Below are 22,625 nucleotides of genomic sequence, written 5' to 3' on the forward strand. Positions count from 1 at the left end.
TATTTACAAAAACAGAAAGCAGGTGACATTCTTTGTGGGATTTTATATGGAATGACTTTCTTGTCACCGGAGAACCTATTATATATGGGGCAATGGCCTCCATTGTTCTCGCTACAGTAGGAATTGTGTTTGTCCTGACGTATTTCAAACTGTGGAAATGGCTGTGGGACGAATATTTGACAACGGTGGACCACAAGAAAATTGGTATTATGTACATTATAGCTGCGCTTGCTATGCTTTTCCGCGGCGGGGTCGATGCCCTGATGATGAGAACGCAGCTTGCACTTCCCAATATGAACTTTCTAAATTCTGTGCACTATAATGAAATTTTCACCACGCACGGAACAGTTATGATTCTTTTCATGGCAATGCCGTTTATTATTGGTCTGATGAACGTTGCGGTGCCGCTTCAAATAGGTGCCCGGGACGTAGCCTTTCCATTTTTAAACGCCTTCAGCTTCTGGACATTTTTCTTCGGCGCGATGCTGTTTAACATTTCCTTTGTAATCGGCGGTTCCCCGAGCGCCGGGTGGACCAGCTATGTGCCGATGGCCGGGCCGGAGCTTAGTCCGGAGATTAACCAGAACTATTATTTGTTGGCACTGCAGCTATCCGGTATCGGTACGCTTGCCACAGGAATTAACTTTCTCGTTACGATCCTGCGGATGCGTGCGCCGGGTATGACCCTGATGAAGATGCCTATCTTCACGTGGTCTGCATTGATTACATCCATTATCATCATTTTTGCCTTTCCAATTTTAACAATTGCTTTGGCTCTGATGACGCTCGACCGTATTTTTAGCACCCACTTCTTTACATTGGCCGGTGAAGGCATGCCGATGATGTGGGCCAACCTTTTCTGGCTCTGGGGTCACCCGGAAGTATATATTGTTATCCTTCCTGCATTCGGGGTTTTCTCAGAAGTTATTTCAACGTTTGCCAGAAAGCAGCTGTTTGGTTACAAAGCGATGGTTTACGCCATGTGTGTTATTGCAGGGCTGAGCTTTATCGTATGGGTCCACCACTTCTTTACGATGGGGGCCGGAGCAGGAGTGAACTCTCTATTCTCCATCACAACAATGCTTATTGCGGTACCTACAGGGATTAAGATATTCAACTGGCTTGGAACGATGTATAAGGGCAGGATTAGGTTTAATGTGCCAATGCTGTGGGCACTCGCCTTTATACCGAACTTTACCATCGGCGGTGTTACCGGGGTTATGCTTGGCATGGCTTCCGCAGACTATCAGTATCACAACACGTACTTCCTGATTGCCCACTTCCACTATGTGCTGATTGCCGGGACGTTGTTTGGAATGTTTGCAGGGCTTACGTACTGGTATCCGAAAATGTTCGGCCATAAGATGAACGAAAAATTAGGGAAAATCAGCTTTTGGTTTACGGTTATCGGGTTTAATATTACGTTTCTTCCGCAGTTCTTCCTTGGTCTTATGGGAATGCCGCGCCGGACGTATACGATTGAACCAGAATGGATGCCGCTTAACCTGCTGTCTACTACCGGCGCGTTTATTCTCGCTGCAGGGTTTGTAATATTCACGTTTAACATTTATTACAGCGCCCGTTACGAGCCTCGGGAAAAAACAGGCGACGCCTGGGACGGACGTTCACTCGAATGGGCTACAACAACTCCTGTACCGCACTATAATTTCGCTACCATCCCATATGTGAACAGCCATGAAGCATACTGGGACATGAAGGAAACGGGCGCGACCACCTATGATGAGTCGAAGCTGGAGCCGATTCACATGCCGAGCTACAAAGGGCTGCCTATTATCATGTCAGCCATTATGTTTGTGGCAAGCTTCGGGCTTGTCTGGCACTGGTTCTGGCTCGCAATTCCAGGACTCCTCGGAATTATTATCTGCATGGTTATCCGCTCCTTCGACTTTGATGAAGGGTATCACGTCCCTATTGATGAAATTAAACGTACTGAGGAGCAGGCAAGGGGGCGTAAAGAATGAGTGAACACGCAGAATTAAAAACGGGACCGTTAGAATACCGAAGAGAAGACGGTCCCTTAACCATTCTCGGCTTCTGGATTTTCCTCGCAGCCGAGGTGGTGCTTTTCTCCACGCTTTTTGCAACATATGCTGTGCTTTTCGGCCGCTACGGAGACGCAACTCCGGCACATGAACTGTTCGAAATGCCGATGGCGCTTACGATGACCTTTCTGCTCTTAGTAAGTAGTTTTACGTGTGGAATAGCCGTGCATATGATGAGAAAAGAATCGTTGAAGGGCCTTGTGATATGGCTGATCATTACTTTGGCACTCGGTCTTGGTTTTCTGGGTTTTGAGATTTACGAGTTTGTGCACTACGTGCATGAAGGAGCCACAATTCAGTCGAGTGCCTTCTGGTCAGCGTTCTTTACCCTGACTGGTACACACGGCCTCCACGTGACGCTTGGTGTCTTTTGGTGTACAGCGATTATTATTCAGCTAATCCGCTTTGGTTTAACGCCTGTAATTGCCAGAAAAACGTTTGTCATCGGTCTGTATTGGCACTTTTTGGACGTTGTATGGATTTTTATCTTTACAGCTGTCTATCTGATAGGGATGGTGGTTTAAATGAGTGAACACACAGAACACAGTGAGTCAGGCATCCCCGTCAAACACGTAATTGGCTTTATTGCTTCAATTGTTTTGACACTGGTGGCGGCTTATACCACTGTAATGTCCGGACTTCCGGTGCCATGGATTATTGCAATTATTATGATACTTGCAGTTATCCAGGCGGTCCTTCAGCTCGTCATGTTCATGCACATTGCCGAGAAAAACCCTATACCGCAGTATGGAAATATCCTGTTTGGATTTTTTATTGCAGCGGTAGTTATCGCAGGTTCCATCTGGGTCATGTCTTTTGGCATGCACGACATGGATATGAATGGCGGATCCGGCGGCGGATCCGGAGAAGAACATTCCGAGCATTAATTAAAAAAGCCTGTCCCGAATTATAGGGACAGGCTTTTTTGTGCTTAAAAACGACATGAAAGCGTTTAGTGTACGACGCTTCCGCCAGAGATCTTTACGGCTTCTCCGATAATATTGGAGGCAGCATCGGTTAACAGGTAGGCGATAGTATTGGCCACTTCCCCCGGCTGGGTCATCCGTCTGGAAGGAAGGCTGTCGGCGGATATCTGCATTTGTTCTTCGAGGGTTCTGCCGGTTTCTTCAGCCTTAGTCTGCATGAGCTGTTCCACCATTTCCGTCTGTACATAGCCGGGGCAGACAGCGTTAACCCGGATGCCATGCTCGATGGCTTCAAGCGCCAGAGACTGGGTGAAGCCGGTGATCGCAAACTTTGAAGCAGCATAAGCACTGTTGCCCGGCGTGCCACGGAGGCCGGAGAGAGAAGAAACATTCACAATTGCTCCCTTCTGCTGCTCCTGCATGCGTTTATAAACGAGCTGGGTTAAAAGCACCGTAGATGTATAATTTACGTCCATCATCTCCTGAAGATCCGCTTCTTCGAGCTCCTCAACGAATTTTCGTTTCAGTACGCCTGCCGAATTCACCAGAAGCGTCACCGGCCCGTGAGCCCCTTCAGCTGCTGTCACAAGCTCACTGCGCGCCGAAGCATCTTTGATGTCTGCTGGATAGACGAACACACGGGCCTGCGGCCTTGCCTCGAGTATCAGTTGTTTGGTTTCTTCGAGCTTGTCTTTATTTCGGCCGGTCACTGTCACATCAGCACCCATGCAGGAGAGCGTCACGGCTGTTTGTCTTCCAATACCCCGGGTGCTTCCGGTCACAAGGGCGTGTTCATTTTGTAGTGCGTTTTCGGCAAATGGCATCATTATGTATTCCTCCAAGTTTAAAGTAATTGGTTTCTATTTACCCGTAGGGAAAAGAATACAAACGAATCGGAACATAAGGGAAGATTATATCGGAAAAATTCGGGGTACATAGAGAAGCAGCTACTATAAAAAGAGGTGAAACTATGAAAGCAGTATTTTTAAACGGATCGTTAAAGGATTCTTCTCATACGTCGAACACAGATGCATTGGCAGATGAAGTTATGCAGATCTGGGAAGAGGAAGGTGTACAGGTAGAGAAAATTCGTCTGGCGGATTACAATATTCCATACGGAGTCGCAGATGATCTCGGGGAAGGAGATGACTGGCCGGCCATCCAGGCGAAGATTGAGGAAGCAGAAATGGTGCTGCTCGGCACGCCAGTATGGCTCGGGGAAAAAAGCAGTATGATTACCAAAGCAATCGAACGGCTGAACGGCTCAGCCAGCCATACAAACGAAAAAGGACAGGGCATTTATTATGATAAAGTAGCCGGAGTAGTAGCCACAGGCAATGAAGACGGGGCGAAACACGCCATTCAGTCCATTGTATTTGGCCTTTCCCATTTAGGCTTCACACTGCCGCCGCGTCCGAACTGCTACTGGGTCGGAGAAGCCGGGCCGGGGCCTTCGTTTATTGAAGCAGAAGGTATTAAAAGCGAGTTTGTTCAAAAGCATATTCCTAAGCTGGCGTACAACATGCTTCATGTAGGCACCATTTTAAAAGAAAATCCGATTCCGACAAAAGGCAATACGTAACGAATAAAAGCATACAAAAAAAGCAGCCAATCGGCTGCTTTTTTTAGTAAGAACGGCTTACCAGCTTGCTTTTTTAACGCCTGGTACCTGACCTTTGTGGGCCAAGTCACGGAAAGCGATACGGGACATGCCGAATTTACGCATATAGCCGTGTGGACGACCGGAAATCGAACATCTATTGTGAAGGCGTGTTGGAGAAGCGTCACGAGGAAGCTTCTGCAGTGCCTCATAATCGCCTTTTTCTTTTAACTCACGGCGGAGTTCAGCGTATTTCGCTACCGTTTCTTCGCGCTTACGCTCTTTTGCGAGTTTAGATTGTTTAGCCAAAGTTCTCACTCCTTTTCATAATATTCGTGGCATTCATATTTTTAAGCACATACTTCATCATAACAGCTGCCCTGGTATGTGTAAAGGCTTCTTCTTATTGTTTCCGATGTTTATCATCCGCCGGAAACGGTAATGAATTATTTAGTAACAACGTTTAAACGAAGGGAGTTTCTTACATGGAAATAAAACATTATGATAACAGATTCACTGCCGAGCAGGATGGCAAGGTTATTGGTGACATTTCATTTTTTGAAGAAGGCGAACAAAGCATTGTCATCGATAGTACCAAAGTAATCGATGAAGAGCAAGGAAAAGGCGTTGGAAAAGAATTAGTCCGCAATGTGGTGGAAAAAGCAAAAGCGGAAAACAAAACGATCGTTCCCCGCTGCCCTTATGCGGAAGAAAAAATCAAAGAAAATGACGATTTCAAGCAAGTGCTTGAAACGCAGTAACAAAAGCAATGCCTCCTGAAATGGGAGGCATTTTTTATATGCTTGCTTATTCCTGTATAACTCGTTGATACCAGGCGGCTCCGGCCTTTATCTCTTCTGTAGTAAGCTGATGGCCTTCATGCTCCCAGTACAGTTCTACAAAAGCCCCTGCTTCTTCAAAAAGGCGATAAAGGGTTTCTGCCTCTTCAGGGAGGCAGATGGGATCATTTGTGCCAGCGCCGATAAAAATGCTGCTGCCGGAGAGGGACGGAAGAGGCACGTCCCGCCTTGGCACCATCGGATGATGCAAAAACGCCCGGGTGACTGAGCGCGCATAATGAAAAAGCAGACTCGCTCCCATGGTGGCCCCGTTGGAGTAACCGAAAACGAGGACTTGGTGCAGATCAAAATTATAACGGCCGGCGCTTTCTTCGAGAAATTGATGAAGCTGCTGGGTACGGAAAATCAAATCCTTTTCATCAATAGATCCGTCGGAGAGTCTGGCGAAATAGCGGTGCATACCGTCTTCCACAACGTTGCCGCGGACGCTTAAGATGTTAGCTCCCGGGTCAATCAGTCTTCCTGCTTCGAGGAAATCCTTTTCGGTGCCCCCGGAGCCGTGCAGGATTAACATAGTCGGGCCAGTGCTGCTGCCTGATTGAAATATATGCTTCATCAAACCTCTCCTCCGTCCCGTAGTTAATTAATCAAGCGGCTTTAAACGTGCTTCGATGTCTGAGCGCTGAGGTTCTAAAAAAGGCGGCAGGGCAAGGCTTTCCCCCAGGCGTTCAAACGGCTCATCTCCTTCAAATCCCGGACCATCGGTAGCCAGTTCAAAAAGAATGCCATTTGGTTCGCGGAAGTACAGCGATTGAAAATAATAGCGTTCTACAAATCCGGAGTTTGGCAGCCGGGCATTTTTAATGCGTTCAATCCATTGCTGCAGCTCGTCTGCATCTTCCACCCGGAAGGCTACATGGTGCACGGCCCCGCGTCCCTGGCGTTCAGCCGGCAGGTCACTGCGGGTTTCTATATGAATTTCGGCGCCGGAGCCGCCTTTTCCTGTTTCAAATACACGAATATCCGGCAGATCGCTATTATTTGGGTGAGGATAGGAATGAATTTCGGAAAAACCCATGATATCCTTCAGCACGGCGGCCGTTGGTTCTGCCGTTTTAACGGTTAAACGGACCGGGCCGAGACCGGTGGCGCCATTTTCCGGGGAGGCGTTTGAATGTTCCCACGGTACGCCGGCCTCCACCCCCTGGTCATGTTCATCAGACACAAATTGCATCCGGTGGCCCTCGGGGTCTTCAAACGGCAGGACGAGCCGTCCCGCCTGCTTTTGAATATCATCGTGCTGGACAGAATACTCTTCAAATCGTTGTTTCCAGTATTTGAGGGCGTCGTCTCCAGGCACGCGCAGAGAAACGTTTGTAATGCTGTTGGTGCCACGCTTGTTGGAGGCAGCCATTGGGATTTCAAAAAACGTAACTTCAGTGCCGGGGTTGCCACGCTCGTCTCCGTAGAATAAATGATAGACAGAGGTGTCGTCCTGATTGACTGTTTTTTTAACGAGCCGCATGCCGAGGACGTTCGTATAGAAATCCACATTACGGCGGGCGTTCGCTGTTAATGAAGAGACGTGGTGCATACCTTTTAGCTGCATGATGATTCCTCCTGTCGGGTTGTTTTCTGTAGTTTGCGGAGCAGCCGGAGCAGCTCCCGTTTTTCTGCATCTGTCAGACCGTCAAACTGAGCGGCCTGAAATTTTTCCTGTCCAGGAGCGACGGCATCCAGAACATCCCGTCCTTTCGGGGTAAGGGAGATATGCTTTTCCTTCCATGTCTGTCTGCGTGCCACAAGTCCTTCTTCCTCGAGCTTTTTCAGAAGATAAGTGACGCTTCCCTTAGTGACAAACAGCTTGCCTGCAAGCCCCTTTTGAGTAATCGGCTGGTGAGCGTGCACCTGGGCAAGAATGTCGAACTGCGACGGGCTGAGTCCCACCTGTTTTAAATGAGCGGCCGAGCGACTGAGGTTCTGTTCATATACACGGGAAAGCCGGAACCAGAGCAGCAGGCCTAATCGGGTTTTATTCATACGCATTGACTCCTTTATGATTGTTATCAGTTTAACTTTAAACTGAGGAAAAGTAAAGAAAATTGCTTTTGCCGGCATTAAACATGAAGAGGAGGGGGAAGAAGAACATTAGAATAACGAAGAGGAGGCAAAAGGATGAGAGAGGCATCACTTGTGATAGATCAGAAAGCAGAGCTTGGGGAAGGTCCAAGCTGGGACGCCGGGCGCGGTGTTTTATACTGGGTGGACATTGATGGATTTAAATTAATGGAATATCATCCTTCTTCAGGACGACACTATGAGCGTAAGCTCGATCAGCACGTATGTGCTGCGGTCCCGAGAGAAAAGGGGGGAATGATGCTTGCACTTAGGGATGGCTTCTATTCCTATGATCTCGTCTCCGGGGAGAAAGAGGCAATTATAGATCCGGAGCCGGATAAGCCGGGAAATCGCTTTAATGACGGGAAGTGTGATCCGTCCGGCCGCTTTTGGGCTGGAACGATGGCGGTCGAGCGTGGCACAGGGGAAGCTGCTTTATACCGCCTGAATAAAGATATGAGTCTCGATACAATTTTTGACAGCGTCACTATATCAAACGGTCTGGCATGGACAGAAGATGGAAGTATGATGTATTACATCGACACCCCGACCAAAAAAGTCATGGCGTACGATTTAAATGCTGCTACGGGGGAAATTACAGGCAAACGAACAGCGATTACCTTTCAGGAAGGTTCCCCGGACGGGATGTGCATGGATCAGGAAGGCATGCTTTGGATCGCGCTGCACCGTCTGGGAAAGGTTGAACGCTGGAACCCGGAGACGAGCGAGCGTCTGGAAACGGTGACTGTTCCGGCACAGAGAACAACCTCCTGTGCGTTTGGCGGCGAAGATTTAAAAGACCTGTACATTACTACAGCGAGAGGAGAGCTTTCTGAAGAGGAGCTCCGGGAAGAACCGCATGCAGGCGGCCTCTTCCATATCCGTACCGACGTACCGGGCATGCCAACCTACTCGTTTGGAGGCTGAAAAAGAAGGGAGAGAATATGTATTCAAAAGGAGCTCCGGAAGAATTGTATTTAAAAACGTTAAGTCTTGAGCCGGATAATCAGGAGACACCTATTCCGTTTATTGGAAACGAACACGTGCTTTCTTCGCTTTTTTACCGGCGCAATCACTTTCCATACCCCCAGGAACCATCGGCAGGTTTTACGATTGACGGGCTCGTGGACAGCCCGGGATTTATGTCGATCGAATATATTCAGGCCCTGCCCTCACGAACAGTAGAGACAGTGCTTGAGTGTGCTGGTAACAAAAGAAGCTTATTTGAGCCTAAAGCCTTTGGTGAGCCATGGGGCCGGGGAGCCATCAGCCAGGGGAAATGGAAGGGAGTGCCGTTGAAAACACTGCTCGAAAGAGCCGGGTGGGAGCAGGAGACCGCTGTGGAAATTATCACTGCCGCAGGGGACGAGGGAGAGCGCCCCGACAAAAAGGACGTCTATGCCTACACCCGGAGTCTTCCGGTAGAAAAAGCGATGGATCCGGATACTATCATCGCCTACGAATACAACGACCGCCCGCTTTCTTTTAAACACGGAGCGCCGCTTCGGTTAATCGTACCGGGATGGTACGCAATGGCTTCCATGAAATGGATTGAGCGGATTACAGTAAGTAAAGAAACGTTTGAAGGTCCCTTTCAGATGATTGACTATGTTTATTATCCGCACAAAAACAGCCGGAAGGACGCCTTTCCGGTAACGACCATGAATGTAAACAGCATTATCCAGTCTCCGGCTGATATGGAGATTAAAAAAGAAGGGACGCAGATAATAGAGGGCATTGCCTGGTCGGGCGAGGCTGTTATCGAGCAGGTCGAAGTAAGTACAGATGGCGGCCAGACATGGGCCAGTACGCAGCTTGAGCCTCAAAGCGATACGCCGTACACATGGACAAAATGGTTCTATGAGTGGCAGGAGGCTGTGGCCGGAGAATATACAATAATGGCCAGGGCCTGTGATGCCAAAGGCCGCCAGCAGCCTATGCAGGCCTTTTGGAATCAAAAGGGCTACGGCTACAATGCGGTTGAAATGATTCAGGTTAAGCTAAAGTAAAAAAGAGGCTTCGAACCCAGTTGTTTGGATTCGAAGCCTTTTTGACGTTAAGAAGAGGTGTAGGCGCCTCCGTTGATATGAATTGTCTGGCCGGTCATGTAGGAGGCTTCGTCGGAAGCAAGCATTACATAGGGCCAGGCGTGTTCTGATGGCTGGCCGGGGCGGTTCATCAGCGTGTCCTGTCCGAAATCCTCTACGCCGTCTTCGTTAAAGGAGGACGGAATAAGCGGCGTCCATACAGGCCCTGGAGCGACGCTGTTCACTCGGATGCCCTTCGAAGCCAGGCTCTGGGCAATGCTTCGCATAAAGGCGGTGATTGCCCCTTTTGTCGCGGAGTAATCCATAAGAATTGGGTTGCCCCGGAAGGCGTTGATCGAAGAGGTGGAAATGATCGAATCGCCTTCGGACAAATATTCCATAGCTGCTTTTGTTAAATAAAACTGCGAGAAAAAGTTGGTCCGGAAAACATCCTCAAATTCGTCAGATGGAATATCTTCGACGTTTTCGTGGACGTGCTGGATGGCTGCATTGTTAACTAAAATGTTTAATCCGCCAAACTCTTCTGCCGTCTGTTTTACGAGATCGATACAATGGGATTCCTCTTTAATATCTCCCGGAAGCAGCAGGCACCTGCCTCCTTCCGCTTCCACCATGCGCTTTGTTTCTTCAGCATCGTCATGCTCGTCAAGGTAGGACAGGGCGACATTGGCTCCCTCTTTGGCATAAAGAAGAGCAACCGAGCGTCCGATACCGCTGTCGCCGCCGGTGATAAGCGCGGCTTTTCCTTTTAGTTTCCCGGTGCCCTGATAATCGGTGGGATGAGCCGGAAGCGGCTCCATCTTCGATTCAATGCCCGGCTGTTTGTCCTGGCGCTGTCTTGGCGTACTTCCGTTCTGCATATCTCTAGGATCCATGTGTAACATCCTTTCTCAAATTGAAATCATGTGTACATTGTTATTTATACCATCAGGATGCATATTACAAACGTACAATAGAGGAGAAAGCGGCAGAAAACGGCATAAAAAAAAGAAACCGCCGGGTGCGGTTCCTTAGGAAGAAGGCGGCTGACAACCGAGAAGCCGGCCGGCAAGCTGGTCAATGACCATATCGTCCATAGGGGGATTATGAAGCCCGGCGCGGACATCACGGTAATGACGCTGCAACGGGCTGGAAGCGGAAAGGCTTCTGGCACCTGCAACGCGCATGGCCAGGTCCACTACCTCTACGGCTTCGTTTACGATGCTTGTTTTGGCTGCACCTAATTCACCCTTCATCTGCTGCCTCGCTTCGGCACTGGAGTCATCCCACTTTAACGCAACGGAATGCAGAAAGTGTCTGCTTTGCAGTAGTTTAAGCTCCATCCGGCCCAGTTTTTCCCGGACGTTCGGAAGCTCCGAGATCGTTCCATTAATGCTGTTTGGAGAGTAGGAAGCAGCAAAGCGGGCGGCTTCATCAGCCGCGGCCTGTGCGATTCCGAGGTAACAGGCGGGAATGTGCAGAAGCCATCCGGCTGCCGGTTTATTGCCGGGAACGATATATTGGGCCAGGTGGTTATCTGGCACCCAGACATTTTCAAGCACCACGTCATGGCTGCCGGTCGCGCGCATAGCAATCGAATCCCACGTGTCGACAATGGATATGCCTGCAGCTTCTTTTGGCACAACAAAGTAGGCCGTAGCATCTTCTTTTGGAATATGGGCCGTGACGATATAGTAATCAAGCACGGGCGACATGGTAGCGAATGTTTTTCGGCCGTTCAGCACCCATCCGCTGTTTTGGATCTCGGCGATAGTCCCCGGAGTGCCGCCGCGCGTTGGACTCCCGGTCGCCGCTTCGGTCGCTATATTGTTCAATACAGCCCCGTTTTCAACCACATCTTTCATGACCCGGCCGTACAGGTTTTCCTCCCAGGGCCGTGTTTCGTTTAAATTTTTAACGATACCGACATGCCATCCAATAGCAAGCGATGTGGAACCGTCGTAGCGGGCGATAAGCTCCTGGGCTTCCACAAGTTCAAGCAGGCCGGCATCAATACCGCCAAAAGAAGCCGGGGCCGTTAAGGCCGGGTAGCCAATACTTTTCAGTGCATCAATATTTTCGGTTGGAAAGGTACCGTTTTGGTCATGTTCCTCCGCGCGCCCCGCGAATTTACGAGATGTGTCTTCGAGCTGCCGCAGCCGCTCAGCTTTTGTAGAAAGGGTCGTCATAGTCATACTGGTACCTCCAAAATGGTGGGATTTTATTTGAATAAGGGTGCCGGGCTTTTGTATGCATGTATATGAAATCATATTCCCTCTGCGGAAGCAAAAAAACAGCTTACATAAGGAAAATAAAGGATAATGAGGCTTGTTTGCGGTGGCATAAGGCTTAAAGAAAGAAAAAGTACGTAAGAAAACCTGACGTCATTTTATTATTTTGCCGAAAAAAACAGTTAAGTCGCGATATAGACGGTGATATCATTATATAATGAGTATAGTTAATATAATCACAAATTATCGCGAATTATGGTTAATTCTATGAAATTAGTGTATTTGTTATTTTTCGATTAATTCTGCATAATGCAAAAGTTCCATAATTTTCAGCATACATAAACAGGAAGGGGTCCCATCGTGGATAATCAAAAACCAAGAGTAGGCTTTGTGTTTTACGGAGCCTTGGTAATACTACTTATTATGGCGGTTGTCGGAGTCGCAGTCCCGGAATCGTTTTTTAATGCCACTTCCGCAGTGCAGACGTTCGTCTCGAACCGTTTTGGGTGGTATTATCTTTTAATTGTATCGGCATTTGTTCTTTTATGTATTTACTTTATTTTCAGCAGGTATGGAAATATCCGTCTCGGAAGGCCGGAGGACCGGCCGGAATACAGCTATCCCACCTGGTTTGCCATGCTGTTTAGTGCCGGCATGGGCGTCGGGCTTGTATTCTGGAGCGGGGCGGAAACGGTTTCGCACTATGCAACGAATGCCCCGGAAGCAGAGGTCGGCACGGACCAGGCACTCGTCGATTCCATGCGCTACATGTTTTTGCACTGGGGCATTCACCCATGGGCGATTTACGGTATTACGGCCATCTGTTTTGCGTATTTCACCTTCCGGCGCGGTGCTCCCGGCATGGTAAGCGCCATGCTCAGTCCGATTATGAACGAAAAAGGCATCGGCGGAAAAGTAGTGGACATCATCGCCCTGGTTGCAACGGTATCAGGTATTGCGACCACCCTTGGTATTGGAGCGGCGCAGGTGTCCGGCGGTATGGCTTATTTGTTTGATACACCAAACAATTATACGGTGCAGCTGATTGTGATCATCGTTATTACTGTTTTGTTTTTAATCTCAGCGTATACCGGCTTAAATAAAGGAATCAAATTCCTGAGTAATGCGAACATATACTTAACAATCGCCTTATTTATCTTAATGCTTTTTGTCGGGCCAACATTATTTTCCATGAACTTGTTCACAAATACGATCGGGACGTATCTGCAGTCGCTTCCGAGTATGAGCTTCCGGATCGCACCAACGTCCGACAGCGCAAGGGAATGGATTAATGCGTGGACTATCTTCTACTGGGCCTGGTGGATCTCCTGGTCGCCATTTGTTGGCATATTTATTGCCCGTGTTTCAAGAGGGAGGACATTGAAGGAATTTACCATCGGCGTCATTCTGGTGCCGTCGATCGTCAGCTTTATCTGGTTCTCCCTGTTTGGCGGTGCGACGTTAAACGTCCAGAGCACGGGTCTTGCAGACGTGTCCTCGCTGGCTGCGGAGGAAGCCATCTTTGGCGTATTTGATCAATACCCGCTCAGCGCTGTGTTGTCTGTTATTACACTCCTTTTAATCGTCTCATTCTTTATCACGTCCGCCGATTCTGCGACGTTTGTGCTTGGCATGCAGACATCGAACGGGGCGTTAAATCCATCGGCAGTCGTAAAATTCATCTGGGGTATTATGCTCTCGGCCACCGCGGCCGTACTGCTTTATTCCGGAGGGATAGATGCTTTGCAGAACGTGATGATTATATCGGCGCTCCCGTTTTCCATCGTGATGATATTAATGGTCTATTCCCTGTTTAAAGCACTCCGGGAAGAAACAGATATTGAAACGAAGGATAAAAGTAAAAATACAGATAAACCGGATAAAGCTTCTTAAAAAGAGTGTCAGGGCCCCCATTTTTCATGGGGGCTCTTTTTGGTAAAAATTGGAACTGTTTAAGACCAGCACTTAGTACCTTCTTATATACTTTTCCAGTAACGAAGGAAAGTTGTTTAGAAAATTGAATTTTTTGGATATAATCATGTGTGGAGGTGAAAAAGTGAAAAAGAAATTACTATTAAGCACTATTTTTGCAATTATGGCTACAATCTTTATTTTCGCTTCACCGAACACCACTAAGGCATCTATGCTTGAAATGGAAGCACAGGGACCGGAAGTAACGGCGCTTCAGCAGGATTTAATACAGATGGGCTACTTACATACGAATGCGACCGGCTATTACGGCACAGCAACCTCACAGGCAGTACAGCAGTTTCAAACTGATTTTGGTTTAATCGTGGACGGTGCGGCGGGTCCGCAGACAACCAGCCGCATAGATGAAGTTACATCAGTGGCTAAGGCGGTCTACGGGGAAGCCCGCGGGGAATCATTTGAAGGGCAGATAGGGGTGGCAGCGGTTATTTTAAATCGTCTTGAATCTGCTGAATTTCCCAATAACGTAAACGGCGTCATTCAACAGCAGAATGCTTTTACCGCAGTAGCTGACGGCCAGTACAGTATGACACCGGACCAGACAGCGTATGAAGCGGTCAAGCAGGCATGGAATGGCTATGACCCGTCCCGTGGTTCGATGTATTATTACAACCCGGAGGATGTAACCTCTGACTGGATCTGGACCCGGACGCCGAATTTATCCATTGGCCAGCACGTTTTTGCAAGCTGATAATGAAAAGCGAGGAACCTGCCGGGGGCAGGTTCTTTTTTCGTGCCTGGATAAATATGATACGATAAATGATCATAAGTATGGATTTGGAAGGTGCCAGGAGGAAAAGAATGAAAGACATAACAGAAGCAGGACCGTCAGAAGCAGCCCTGATTAACGCCATTATGTATGAAGCGTTCTGGGAGTACCGGGACGAATCGCCTCCGTCAGGAGCTATTCAGGAAACCACAGAGGCGATTCAGGCCGAAATGGAGCAGGGAGAACGAGCCGCCGTCTGGTGGATGAACGGGGAAGCGGCCGCGATGATCCGCTTCCGGCCAGAGGAGAATTATATGTACTTCCACCGTCTTTCGGTTCGTCCGTCCTACCGCGGTCACGGGGCTGCCGCAGCACTTGTCCGCTGGGTAGAGGAAGCTGCAGCAGAAGAACAGTTTGAAGGAGTTTATTGTAAAGTACGGGCGTCGACGCCGCAAAACGTCCGTATGTATCAGCGGATGGGCTACGAAACGGTAAGGGAGTATACTGCAGAAAAAGAAGGGCTGCCGCCATTTGGCGTCGTAGTTATGGCCAAGCTGCTGTAACGAATGAAAGACGGAGCGCTAAGACCTCCATCAAGGAATACAAAACAGGGACTGCCCCGGAAAAGGACAGTCCCTGTTTTTTGCTGTTATTTTAAAGCAAACTTTTCGTTTAGACAGCTGAGCGTTCGACTTCTCCCTTACGAAGAATAACGCGTGGATAAGGAAATTCTTCCTCCTGGCCGGCGAACGGGTAATGAACGTATTCGACACAAATTGTGCGTTCATACTCCGCGATCATCCTGCACTCTTTTCCATCAAAATACAAAAGTTCGTCTTTATCAAATATTTTTACGTCTTTTTCCTGTTCCACTTCCAAACCTCCTTACCCCTCTCTATATAGAGTAATCAATTTTAGAGCAGGTAGCAAGGTAATAAAAGGAAACAGAACAAATTCAGCGTCAAATTTCCGGAGAAATTACAATGGATAAGGGCGGTCCTGCGCCTGTACGCTGATCCACTGCTCGGTCGTAAATTCATCTAAAACCCATTCGCCGTTAAAGCGTCCGATGCCGGATTGCTTCTCGCCGCCAAATGGCAGGTGGGCTTCATCGTTTACGGACTGGTCATTTACGTGAACCATGCCGGAATTAATACGGCGAGCTGCCTGCATGCCCCGGTAACGATCCTGCGTGAAGACCGAGCCGCTCAGGCCGTAAGGAGAATCGTTGGCAATGCGGATGGCTTCGTCCTCGCTCGATGCCCGGAGTAATGTTGCGACAGGGCCGAAGACTTCATCCTTTGCTGCCGGCATGTCGTTAGTTACTTCGGAAAGAACGACGGGCGGTATAACCTGGCCGTTAATTTCAAACTCTGTCTGAAGTTTACCTCCGGCATCAATCGTGCCCTGAACCAGTTTTTCTATATTTTTGACCTGTTCTTCATTAATGATCGGGCCGACAATGACGTTTTCGTCAGAAGGGTCACCAGCTTTTAGCGTTTTCGCCACGCGGGTGAATTCTTCGACAAATTCATCGTAAATGTCATCGTGAATAATCACGCGGTTCAATGCGAGACAAATCTGTCCCTGGTGAAGGAAGGAACCGAACACTGCTGCTTTGGCAGCCTTTTTCACCTCGGCGTCCTGAAGAACAACCATGGCATTGTTGCCGCCAAGCTCAAGTGCGGTTTCTTTTAAGTTCTGCGCCGCGAGCTCGGCAATGTGCGTGCCGACTTCGGTGGATCCGGTGAACGATAACAGAGCCGGAACTTCATGAGTAACGAACGCATCGCCAATTTCAGAGCCGCGTCCGGCTGTGACGTGAATTACGCCTGCCGGAAACCCGGCTTCTTCAAACAAGGCTGCAATCAGCAGTCCGGATGTAGCCGGTGTGTCGGATGCCGGTTTAACTACGACAGTATTACCTGTTGCCACTGCCGGCGCAATTGTTCTCATTGCGAGGTGGAACGGGAAGTTCCATGGGCCGATAACTCCAATAACTCCTTTGCCCGAACGGAAGGTGTAGTTTTCTTTGCCGGGCGTATTCGAAGGAGCGGTCGTTCCGTGAACCCGGTTAGGAAATGAAGTGGATTCAAAAACAATGTTAGAAGCTGTATTGAATTCTGTTTCCGCCTTCAGTCGGCTGCTTCCGGATTCCTTGATCAGCCATTCCACGATGGTCTCCTTCTGGTTCTGCATGACATCATACAGACGATGGAGATACTGCTGTTTTTCAGCGGGGCTGTGGGCGTCCCACGTTTTTTGATAGTCATTGGCCGACTGATACGCGCGGTCAAGATCATTGGCGTCTGCAGAAGCAATTGTTCCCAGTGATTCGCCGTTATAAGGATTAGTATTTTCGATTGTTTTGCTGGATGAGCCGCTCACCCAGGAGCCGTTAATATACTGCTTTGTAAAATCGGTATGCATAGCAACCATCCTTTCGTAATTACCGGTTAGGATCCGGTAGCAATGTATAATATACCTCGCGCTGTATTTTTTCAAACATTTAAGATCAGAAAAGGTCAATACTATTTAAGAATAATTAAAAATATATAGAAAGCCGGCGTAGAAATCTGAGATGATAGCGGAGCTGGAGGAAAAAGATCCATATAAAGGGGGGAGCTGCTGTGAAACCATCCACTGCCTATTTATTTGCAGTCGCCGGCGCTTCGTTTTGGGGATTTACAGGATTGTTCGTACAGAACATGTACCGGTACAATATCGAGCCCGATCAGGTAGTAGCTCTGCGTATGGCCGGCTCGGCTCTGATCTTATTTCTGGCTGTAGCCCTGATCCGGCCGTATCTTCTAAAGGTCCGTTGGTATGATCTTCCGCACTTTATCGGGCTCGGCGTCGGCAGCATAGCTCTTTTTAACTGGTGTTATTTCACTGTTATGAACGAAGCCTCGCTTTCCATTGCCGTCGTGCTCCTCTACACCAGCCCGGTGTTTGTAGCGCTCATTTCAAGATTTGTGTTTAAAGAAAAAATAACAATGAATAAGCTGGCAGCTATTTTGCTTACGATCGCCGGCTGCGCGCTGGTGGCGGGTCTTCTTCCCGGAGGCGCGGGCGGAATGTCACTGTCGATTCTTATGATCGGCCTGCTTTCCGGTTTATGCTGTGGCCTGTACAGTATTCTCGGCAAATTTGTGACACCGAAATATCATTCCATTACAATCACTGCCTACACCATGCTCGCCGGAGGGGTGGTAATGGTCCCTTTCAGCGGCCTTTTGGCAAATGAAGAAGCCATCCAGGAGCCGATGATGTGGATGTACGGTCTTGGCGGAATTCTTCTTTCCACGATTGCTGCGTATATTCTGTTTACAATCGGGCTGAAATATATTGAGTCCGGCAAAGCGGCGATTTTATCCACCGTGGAGCCGATGGTGGCCATTGTGATCGGCGTATTCGCTTTTGGGGACAGGCTGAGCAGCTGGCAGGGGCTTGGCATCGTTCTTATTTTTTCGGCGGTCGTTCTATCCATTTATTCAAGACCGGGAAAGTTCCGGAAAAAGCGCGGGAACAGACGGAAGAGACCGCAAAACGAGTGGGAGAAGAAGCCTGGCGGAGACGTTTAAACTGAAGACTGCAGGGAACAAATGTAAAAAAGGAGGCATTAAAATGGATGTATTAGTCATAGGAGCGAACGGGCATACGGGACGTCTGCTGGTTGAACAGCTCGCAGCCCATCCGGAGCATACTCCGCATGCTATGGTACGTGCAGTCTCCCAGGCCGATGAGCTTAAAAAACTGGGGGCGTCATCCACGATTCTTGCAGACCTTGAAGAAAACCCGGCGTCCGCTTTAAAGGGCATGGACGCGGTTATGTTTGCTGCCGGCTCGGGATCTTCAACCGGACCCGAAAAAACGGTGAGCGTAGATCAGCAGGGAGCGAAGAAAACGATTGATGCAGCAAGAGTCCAGGACGTGCAGCACTACGTTATGCTCAGCGGTATCGGTGTTGACAACCCGCAGGGGTCTATTAAGCATTACGCAGAAGCAAAGCTGAATGCAGACAAGCATCTGCAGAGCAGCGGGCTGCCGTACACGATTGTCCGTCCGGGAAGGCTTACGTTTGATAAAGGTACAGGGAAAATCGAGCTTGCAGAAAAGCTCTCCAGCCCTGAACAAAGAGATATTTCCAGAGAGGACGTTGCCCGCACGATGATCGCCGCCCTCGACATTGAAAACGCCAGGGGGCAGACGGTCGAACTGCTTGCAGGAGAGATGGATATTCACGAGGCCTGGAAGGCTTTATAAAAATAGATCCCGCCGGTACGGATGCCGGCGGGATCTATTTTCTGCTTAAGAAGAAAAATCGATTTCCTCAGGAGTATCTCCTTTAGAATTCATCAGGCGGATAGAGTCCGGCTGGATTTCGAGGACAATATATTCTGGGTTGTCAGGGGAGCCGAGCCAGGATTGTACGCTGTCTGTCCAAACCTTTTCTTTCGTTTCCTGATCATGACGGATTACTGCTTTGCCGGAAATTTCAACAAACGCGTCTCCGTATCCTTCACCATCGTAGCCAAGCAGAATGTGAACGTTGGAATTCTTTTCGATTTCTTCCGCCTTGTGGGTTTTGCTGCTCGTTGGTGTAAGAAGAGTAAAATTTTCATTGTAGAATGTCATGTAACGGGAATGGGGCTTGTTGCCCTCAATCGTCGCAAGGACGCCTACTTTGTTGCTGTCAATAATATCTAGTGCGTATCTTTGTGCTTCTTTTTTATCCATGGATAATCCTTCCTTTCGTAATGAAACTAATTATCATTATTCCTGCCGTTACGTACTTTTAAACATGGGTTCAAAGCCGGAAAAATAGGATTTTTTATAATCAATATGAATTGTATGAAAAGAATGAATATTGTTAATATAAAAAAATCGGGCGTTTGTTTTATAAGGAGAGCGGTAATAGGTAAGTGTATTTTGCTAGCGAAATACGAATTTAAACCTATAGGAGGAATCATTGTGTTTAAGAGAATTGATAAACTGCAGATCGACCTCCCAACGCCCAGTAATCCAGACGCTAACTCAGCCAACGTCGTACAGGAGCTTTTAGGTGGAAAATTCGGTGAAATGTCAACGCTCAATAACTATTTATTCCAGTCGTTTAATTTTCGCAGCAAAAAGCAGCTACGCCCCTTTTACGATTTAGTCGCAAGCATTACAGCCGAGGAACTCGGACACGTAGAGCTGGTTGCCAATACAATAAATTTATGCCTGCAGGGTTCCACAAGCCAAAGTGGCCAGGACCCGGCCAACCCGGACAGTACACCGCTCAGTGAAGCCATGGATTCAAGAAATCCGCAAAGCTTCATTTTTGCCGGACAGAATTCTGTACCGAAGGATTCGATGGGAGCACCGTGGACAGGGGACAACGTCTTTACAAGCGGTAACCTCGTCAACGACCTGCTTCATAACTTTTACCTCGAATGCGGAGCAAGAACGCATAAGATGCGGGTTTATCAAATGACCGACAATGAAACCGCCCGTGAACTGTGCGGCTATCTGCTTGTGCGCGGCGGCGTGCACGTAGTAGCCTATGCTAAAGCGCTGGAGAAATTAACAGGCGTAGATGTAACAAAAATGCTTCCGGTACCGGACCTTGATAACAGTAAGTATGATCATGCCCAGAAATATGAAGCGAAGGGAGCGCACCGTAAGCTCTATCGTTTCAGCGATAACGATTACACCATGCTTGACCGGATCTGGAACGGACCGACACCGGTCGGGCCGCCGGGCGAACTCGAGGTAGTCAGCGACATGCCGACACCGGAGGGCGGGGAAATTCCGAACCTCGACCACATTCCGGAGGAATTCGCGCCGGGATTTGACGAGCAGCAGTTCCGGGAAATGTCGAAAAAATTGAACTACGAAGCAGGACTTTAAATACCGGATTGCGAAACAAGCAAGCACCGCCAGCTGGCGGTGCTTTTGGTTTGAATAAACATACAGCCGCAGAAAGAAAGGAAGCAGCAGATGAAAATACCAGTAATTATGGATATGGACCCGGGACACGACGACGTAATTGCATTATTTCTTGCAGCCGGCCACCCGGACATGGAGATCCGGGCTGTGACGACTGTTTCAGGCAATGCTGATATAGGAAAAACAACAAGAAATGCGTTAGTGGCCGCTGATACTGCAGGCCTGAACAGAGTGCCGGTGGCAGAAGGGGCAGCAAGACCCCTGATCCGCATGCCGGAGCACGCTCCTTCTATTCACGGTGAGTCCGGCCTTGACGGACCAGAGCTTCCAGTGCCGACACATACGGTGGAGGAAAGACATGCGGTGGATGTGATGGAAGAGATACTGCTTCAGTCAGAGGAAGAGATTACCGTTATTGCCACTGGCCCGTTAACGAATCTTGCGATGTTATGCCGGAAGAACCCGAAGGCGGCTGGCCGCATCCGCCACCTGTCGATTATGGGCGGCGGAACGTTTGGCAATTGGACGCCTGCGGCAGAGTTTAATATTTATGCAGATGCAGAAGCAGCAGAAATCGTTTTTGCGAGCGGCATCCCAATCACGATGTGCGGCCTCGATGTTACTCATCAGGCGTTATCTTCCGAGGCTGTAGTGGAACGGATTAAAGAGATACCGACAATGGCAGCCCAGTTTACGTATGAACTGCTTGATCACTTCCAGCGTGCCTATGAGGAGCGTTTTCAGCTGGCACTTCCTCCGGTCCACGATCCCTGCGCAGTAGCGGTGTGCCTGCAGCCGTCCCTGTTTACATTTGAATCGGCCGAGGTAAAGGTGGAAACAGCAGGAAAGCATACGTACGGGGAAACAGTTATTGATGCTTCCGTGGCAGAAGGATCGGTGCAGGTTGCAGTAGAAATCAATAATGATAAATTTTGGGATTTAATCGTACAATCGCTTAAAAATCTGCCATAATGGAAATAGAAAAGTAAGCGTTATAATTATAGAGACAAGGGAGCAGGAGGGACGAATATGGGTTTTTCTGTAGAAATGAACTGGGAAATCATTACGAATAAGCAGGCCGAGCGCCTCGATGAAAAAAATTTCCGGCTGATCAAAGATAATTATCAAATGTTTCCGCTCGATCACCCGCTTCCCATTCACACCTTTGCTGAAAAAGTGCCGTTTGGCAAGGCGGTTATACACCGGGTGGAGTGGGAATCCCACCGCACCACAATTGAATACGAGCTTGTGTCCTTAACCTCGGTCAACTAAGCAGATAAATAGTGAACCCCCGGCGCAGCAGGCACCGGGGGTTTGATTTATACATAATCCATATTGTGTGTGTCGCCGTGCATGCTGCGGATTTCATCCGGATTGGCAACGACGGTCGGCTGATAGTCAATTAAGATGGCTGAGCGCTCTCCGGGCCCGTCCTCCGGGCCTTTGCGTACGGAGCCGACGTAATGAGTGACCAGTGGATCATACACCCCGTAGGACTCAAGCGGGCGGGTCATGTAAAAGGAGTCGGTGATTTTTTCCTTGTCAACATCCTCCGGCATCTGTCCTCGGACCTCCGGAACAGAGATGACGTTCCGGGCGCCCTCGATGTTGCGCCGGCGGATCAGGTGGGCAAATGTAAACGGCTCGCCGTCCTGATGCAGCGTGTTTGGCGAAGAAAAAGCCTCGTCTTTTTCCGATTCCACGTGAAGCTTCACAAAGTGGACGCCTGCATGAAAAGGCATCAGCGCATCTTCGCGCGTCCAGAATGTCTGGCGGAAATTAAAGGCAATCAGTGCTTCGAGCAGCCGGTTGTTCCTGATGTGTTCAGGGATTGCGGGGAAGCGGCGGCTTGCATCGGGATATTCCGGATTGAACGACCCCTGGAAATAATCGTAGTAGCTTTTGCCGTTTTTAACCGTTTCCGGCAGCCATTCGATCCGGTGGGTGCCCGGGAAAATGACGGCGCGGCCGTACTGCCGGTAGCGATTCAGATCCGGGGCATAGTCGTCGGCCGGAAGGTCATCAAAGGCGGCGGTGAGAGCAGCAAGGTCTGCGTCGCTGTAGCTGTCATGCAGTATATCGGCTAAATCGTAGTATTCGTATCCATGCTGTTTTAAAGGCTTCATTTGTCTATTTCTCCTCCCGAATGATGGTTTCTTCGAGTGGAAGCGTCCTTCCATTGTTTTCACAAATGCTAGTGTATCACGCCCGGCCGAAGTTGAGTATAT

General features: G+C 48.9%; 26 protein-coding genes. 15 read left to right on the forward strand and 11 right to left on the reverse strand.

Annotated features, from left to right (window positions below):
* The first annotated feature begins 32 nt into the window (after window positions 1-32).
* From qoxB to qoxD, 3 genes are read left to right on the forward strand one after another with little or no spacing between them, the layout of a single operon-like run.
* Window positions 33-1,982, forward strand: coding sequence for a cytochrome aa3 quinol oxidase subunit I (gene qoxB, locus G548_RS0102155; protein WP_022792509.1), 1,950 nt, complete (start codon window positions 33-35; stop codon window positions 1,980-1,982).
* Window positions 1,979-2,587, forward strand: a complete 609-nt coding sequence (qoxC, locus tag G548_RS0102160) for a cytochrome aa3 quinol oxidase subunit III (RefSeq protein ID WP_022792510.1) — start codon at window positions 1,979-1,981, stop codon at window positions 2,585-2,587. The genes qoxB and qoxC overlap by 4 nt, the downstream gene beginning before the upstream one ends.
* Window positions 2,588-2,950, forward strand: a complete 363-nt coding sequence (gene qoxD, locus G548_RS0102165) for a cytochrome aa3 quinol oxidase subunit IV (RefSeq protein WP_027847148.1) — start codon at window positions 2,588-2,590, stop codon at window positions 2,948-2,950.
* A gap of 65 nt (window positions 2,951-3,015) precedes the next feature.
* Here qoxD and G548_RS0102170 read toward each other — a convergent pair whose 3' ends face one another.
* Window positions 3,016-3,816: an SDR family NAD(P)-dependent oxidoreductase gene (locus G548_RS0102170; RefSeq protein WP_022792511.1), complete on the reverse strand. Its 801-nt coding sequence runs from the start codon at window positions 3,814-3,816 to the stop codon at window positions 3,016-3,018.
* 143 nt (window positions 3,817-3,959) lie between these two features.
* Between G548_RS0102170 and G548_RS0102175 the strand changes: the two genes are divergently transcribed.
* Window positions 3,960-4,571 (forward strand): flavodoxin family protein, encoded by a 612-nt coding sequence (locus tag G548_RS0102175; RefSeq protein ID WP_022792512.1) that lies wholly within the window; start codon window positions 3,960-3,962, stop codon window positions 4,569-4,571.
* A 57-nt stretch (window positions 4,572-4,628) separates the two neighbouring features.
* On the opposite strand, the gene rpsN is transcribed toward G548_RS0102175, so the two are convergent.
* Window positions 4,629-4,898, reverse strand: a complete 270-nt coding sequence (rpsN, locus tag G548_RS0102180; protein ID WP_022792513.1) for a 30S ribosomal protein S14 — start codon at window positions 4,896-4,898, stop codon at window positions 4,629-4,631.
* A 176-nt stretch (window positions 4,899-5,074) separates the two neighbouring features.
* Between rpsN and G548_RS0102185 the strand changes: the two genes are divergently transcribed.
* On the forward strand, window positions 5,075-5,350 hold the full coding sequence (locus G548_RS0102185; protein WP_022792514.1) for a GNAT family N-acetyltransferase: 276 nt from the start codon (window positions 5,075-5,077) through the stop codon (window positions 5,348-5,350).
* Between the two features lie 46 nt (window positions 5,351-5,396).
* Here the strand turns inward: G548_RS0102185 and G548_RS0102190 are convergent, their stop codons facing one another.
* From G548_RS0102190 to G548_RS0102200, 3 genes are read right to left on the reverse strand one after another with little or no spacing between them, the layout of a single operon-like run.
* Window positions 5,397-6,005, reverse strand: coding sequence for an alpha/beta hydrolase (locus G548_RS0102190; protein WP_022792515.1), 609 nt, complete (start codon window positions 6,003-6,005; stop codon window positions 5,397-5,399).
* 27 nt (window positions 6,006-6,032) lie between these two features.
* On the reverse strand, window positions 6,033-6,998 hold the full coding sequence (locus tag G548_RS0102195) for a ring-cleaving dioxygenase (protein ID WP_022792516.1): 966 nt from the start codon (window positions 6,996-6,998) through the stop codon (window positions 6,033-6,035).
* Window positions 6,989-7,429 carry a MarR family winged helix-turn-helix transcriptional regulator gene (locus tag G548_RS0102200; RefSeq protein ID WP_022792517.1) on the reverse strand — a complete coding sequence of 147 codons (441 nt, stop codon included), beginning with the start codon at window positions 7,427-7,429 and terminating at the stop codon, window positions 6,989-6,991. Before G548_RS0102200 ends, G548_RS0102195 begins: the two co-directional genes overlap by 10 nt.
* Before the next feature lie 135 nt (window positions 7,430-7,564).
* Here G548_RS0102200 and G548_RS0102205 point away from each other — a divergent pair, with 135 nt between their 5' ends.
* Both G548_RS0102205 and G548_RS0102210 read left to right on the forward strand, forming a co-directional pair.
* Entirely contained in the window at window positions 7,565-8,434 is an 870-nt protein-coding gene (locus tag G548_RS0102205) for an SMP-30/gluconolactonase/LRE family protein (RefSeq protein WP_022792518.1), read from the forward strand.
* 17 nt (window positions 8,435-8,451) lie between these two features.
* A complete protein-coding gene (locus G548_RS0102210) occupies window positions 8,452-9,516 on the forward strand; it encodes a sulfite oxidase (protein WP_022792519.1) in 1,065 nt (354 codons plus the stop codon).
* A gap of 47 nt (window positions 9,517-9,563) precedes the next feature.
* On the opposite strand, the gene G548_RS0102215 is transcribed toward G548_RS0102210, so the two are convergent.
* Window positions 9,564-10,430, reverse strand: coding sequence for an SDR family oxidoreductase (locus tag G548_RS0102215; RefSeq protein ID WP_022792520.1), 867 nt, complete (start codon window positions 10,428-10,430; stop codon window positions 9,564-9,566).
* 135 nt (window positions 10,431-10,565) lie between these two features.
* On the reverse strand, window positions 10,566-11,729 hold the full coding sequence (locus G548_RS0102220) for an acyl-CoA dehydrogenase family protein (protein ID WP_022792521.1): 1,164 nt from the start codon (window positions 11,727-11,729) through the stop codon (window positions 10,566-10,568).
* A gap of 396 nt (window positions 11,730-12,125) precedes the next feature.
* Between G548_RS0102220 and G548_RS17100 the strand changes: the two genes are divergently transcribed.
* The 3 genes from G548_RS17100 (at window position 12,126) to G548_RS0102235 (ending at window position 15,026) form a co-directional block, all read left to right on the forward strand.
* Window positions 12,126-13,658, forward strand: coding sequence for a BCCT family transporter (locus G548_RS17100; protein WP_022792522.1), 1,533 nt, complete (start codon window positions 12,126-12,128; stop codon window positions 13,656-13,658).
* Window positions 13,659-13,821: 163 nt separating this feature from the next.
* Entirely contained in the window at window positions 13,822-14,445 is a 624-nt protein-coding gene (locus G548_RS0102230) for a cell wall hydrolase (RefSeq protein WP_022792523.1), read from the forward strand.
* Between the two features lie 110 nt (window positions 14,446-14,555).
* Window positions 14,556-15,026 (forward strand): GNAT family N-acetyltransferase, encoded by a 471-nt coding sequence (locus G548_RS0102235; protein WP_022792524.1) that lies wholly within the window; start codon window positions 14,556-14,558, stop codon window positions 15,024-15,026.
* Window positions 15,027-15,135: 109 nt separating this feature from the next.
* Here the strand turns inward: G548_RS0102235 and G548_RS0102240 are convergent, their stop codons facing one another.
* Window positions 15,136-15,336 carry a hypothetical protein gene (locus tag G548_RS0102240; protein ID WP_022792525.1) on the reverse strand — a complete coding sequence of 67 codons (201 nt, stop codon included), beginning with the start codon at window positions 15,334-15,336 and terminating at the stop codon, window positions 15,136-15,138.
* 105 nt (window positions 15,337-15,441) lie between these two features.
* Complete coding sequence (locus tag G548_RS0102245) at window positions 15,442-16,893, reverse strand: aldehyde dehydrogenase family protein (protein WP_022792526.1); 1,452 nt, start codon at window positions 16,891-16,893, stop codon at window positions 15,442-15,444.
* Between the two features lie 200 nt (window positions 16,894-17,093).
* Between G548_RS0102245 and G548_RS17105 the strand changes: the two genes are divergently transcribed.
* Entirely contained in the window at window positions 17,094-18,047 is a 954-nt protein-coding gene (locus G548_RS17105) for a DMT family transporter (RefSeq protein ID WP_022792527.1), read from the forward strand.
* Between the two features lie 43 nt (window positions 18,048-18,090).
* Entirely contained in the window at window positions 18,091-18,729 is a 639-nt protein-coding gene (locus tag G548_RS0102255) for an SDR family oxidoreductase (RefSeq protein WP_022792528.1), read from the forward strand.
* Window positions 18,730-18,774: 45 nt separating this feature from the next.
* On the opposite strand, the gene G548_RS0102260 is transcribed toward G548_RS0102255, so the two are convergent.
* A complete protein-coding gene (locus G548_RS0102260) occupies window positions 18,775-19,203 on the reverse strand; it encodes a pyridoxamine 5'-phosphate oxidase family protein (RefSeq protein ID WP_022792529.1) in 429 nt (142 codons plus the stop codon).
* 234 nt (window positions 19,204-19,437) lie between these two features.
* On the opposite strand from G548_RS0102260, the gene G548_RS0102265 reads away from it, so the two are divergent.
* The 3 genes from G548_RS0102265 to G548_RS0102275 all read left to right on the forward strand — a co-directional run bounded on the left by G548_RS0102265 (window position 19,438) and on the right by G548_RS0102275 (window position 21,669).
* Entirely contained in the window at window positions 19,438-20,358 is a 921-nt protein-coding gene (locus G548_RS0102265; RefSeq protein ID WP_022792530.1) for a manganese catalase family protein, read from the forward strand.
* Window positions 20,359-20,448: 90 nt separating this feature from the next.
* Complete coding sequence (locus tag G548_RS0102270; RefSeq protein ID WP_022792531.1) at window positions 20,449-21,369, forward strand: nucleoside hydrolase; 921 nt, start codon at window positions 20,449-20,451, stop codon at window positions 21,367-21,369.
* A gap of 57 nt (window positions 21,370-21,426) precedes the next feature.
* Window positions 21,427-21,669: a DUF2584 family protein gene (locus tag G548_RS0102275; RefSeq protein ID WP_022792532.1), complete on the forward strand. Its 243-nt coding sequence runs from the start codon at window positions 21,427-21,429 to the stop codon at window positions 21,667-21,669.
* A 47-nt stretch (window positions 21,670-21,716) separates the two neighbouring features.
* Here the strand turns inward: G548_RS0102275 and G548_RS17115 are convergent, their stop codons facing one another.
* Window positions 21,717-22,523 carry a 2OG-Fe dioxygenase family protein gene (locus G548_RS17115; protein ID WP_022792533.1) on the reverse strand — a complete coding sequence of 269 codons (807 nt, stop codon included), beginning with the start codon at window positions 22,521-22,523 and terminating at the stop codon, window positions 21,717-21,719.
* Between the last annotated feature and the right edge of the window lie 102 nt (window positions 22,524-22,625).

Source organism: Marinococcus halotolerans DSM 16375, assembly GCF_000420725.1.
Lineage (GTDB): Bacteria > Bacillota > Bacilli > Bacillales > Marinococcaceae > Marinococcus > Marinococcus halotolerans.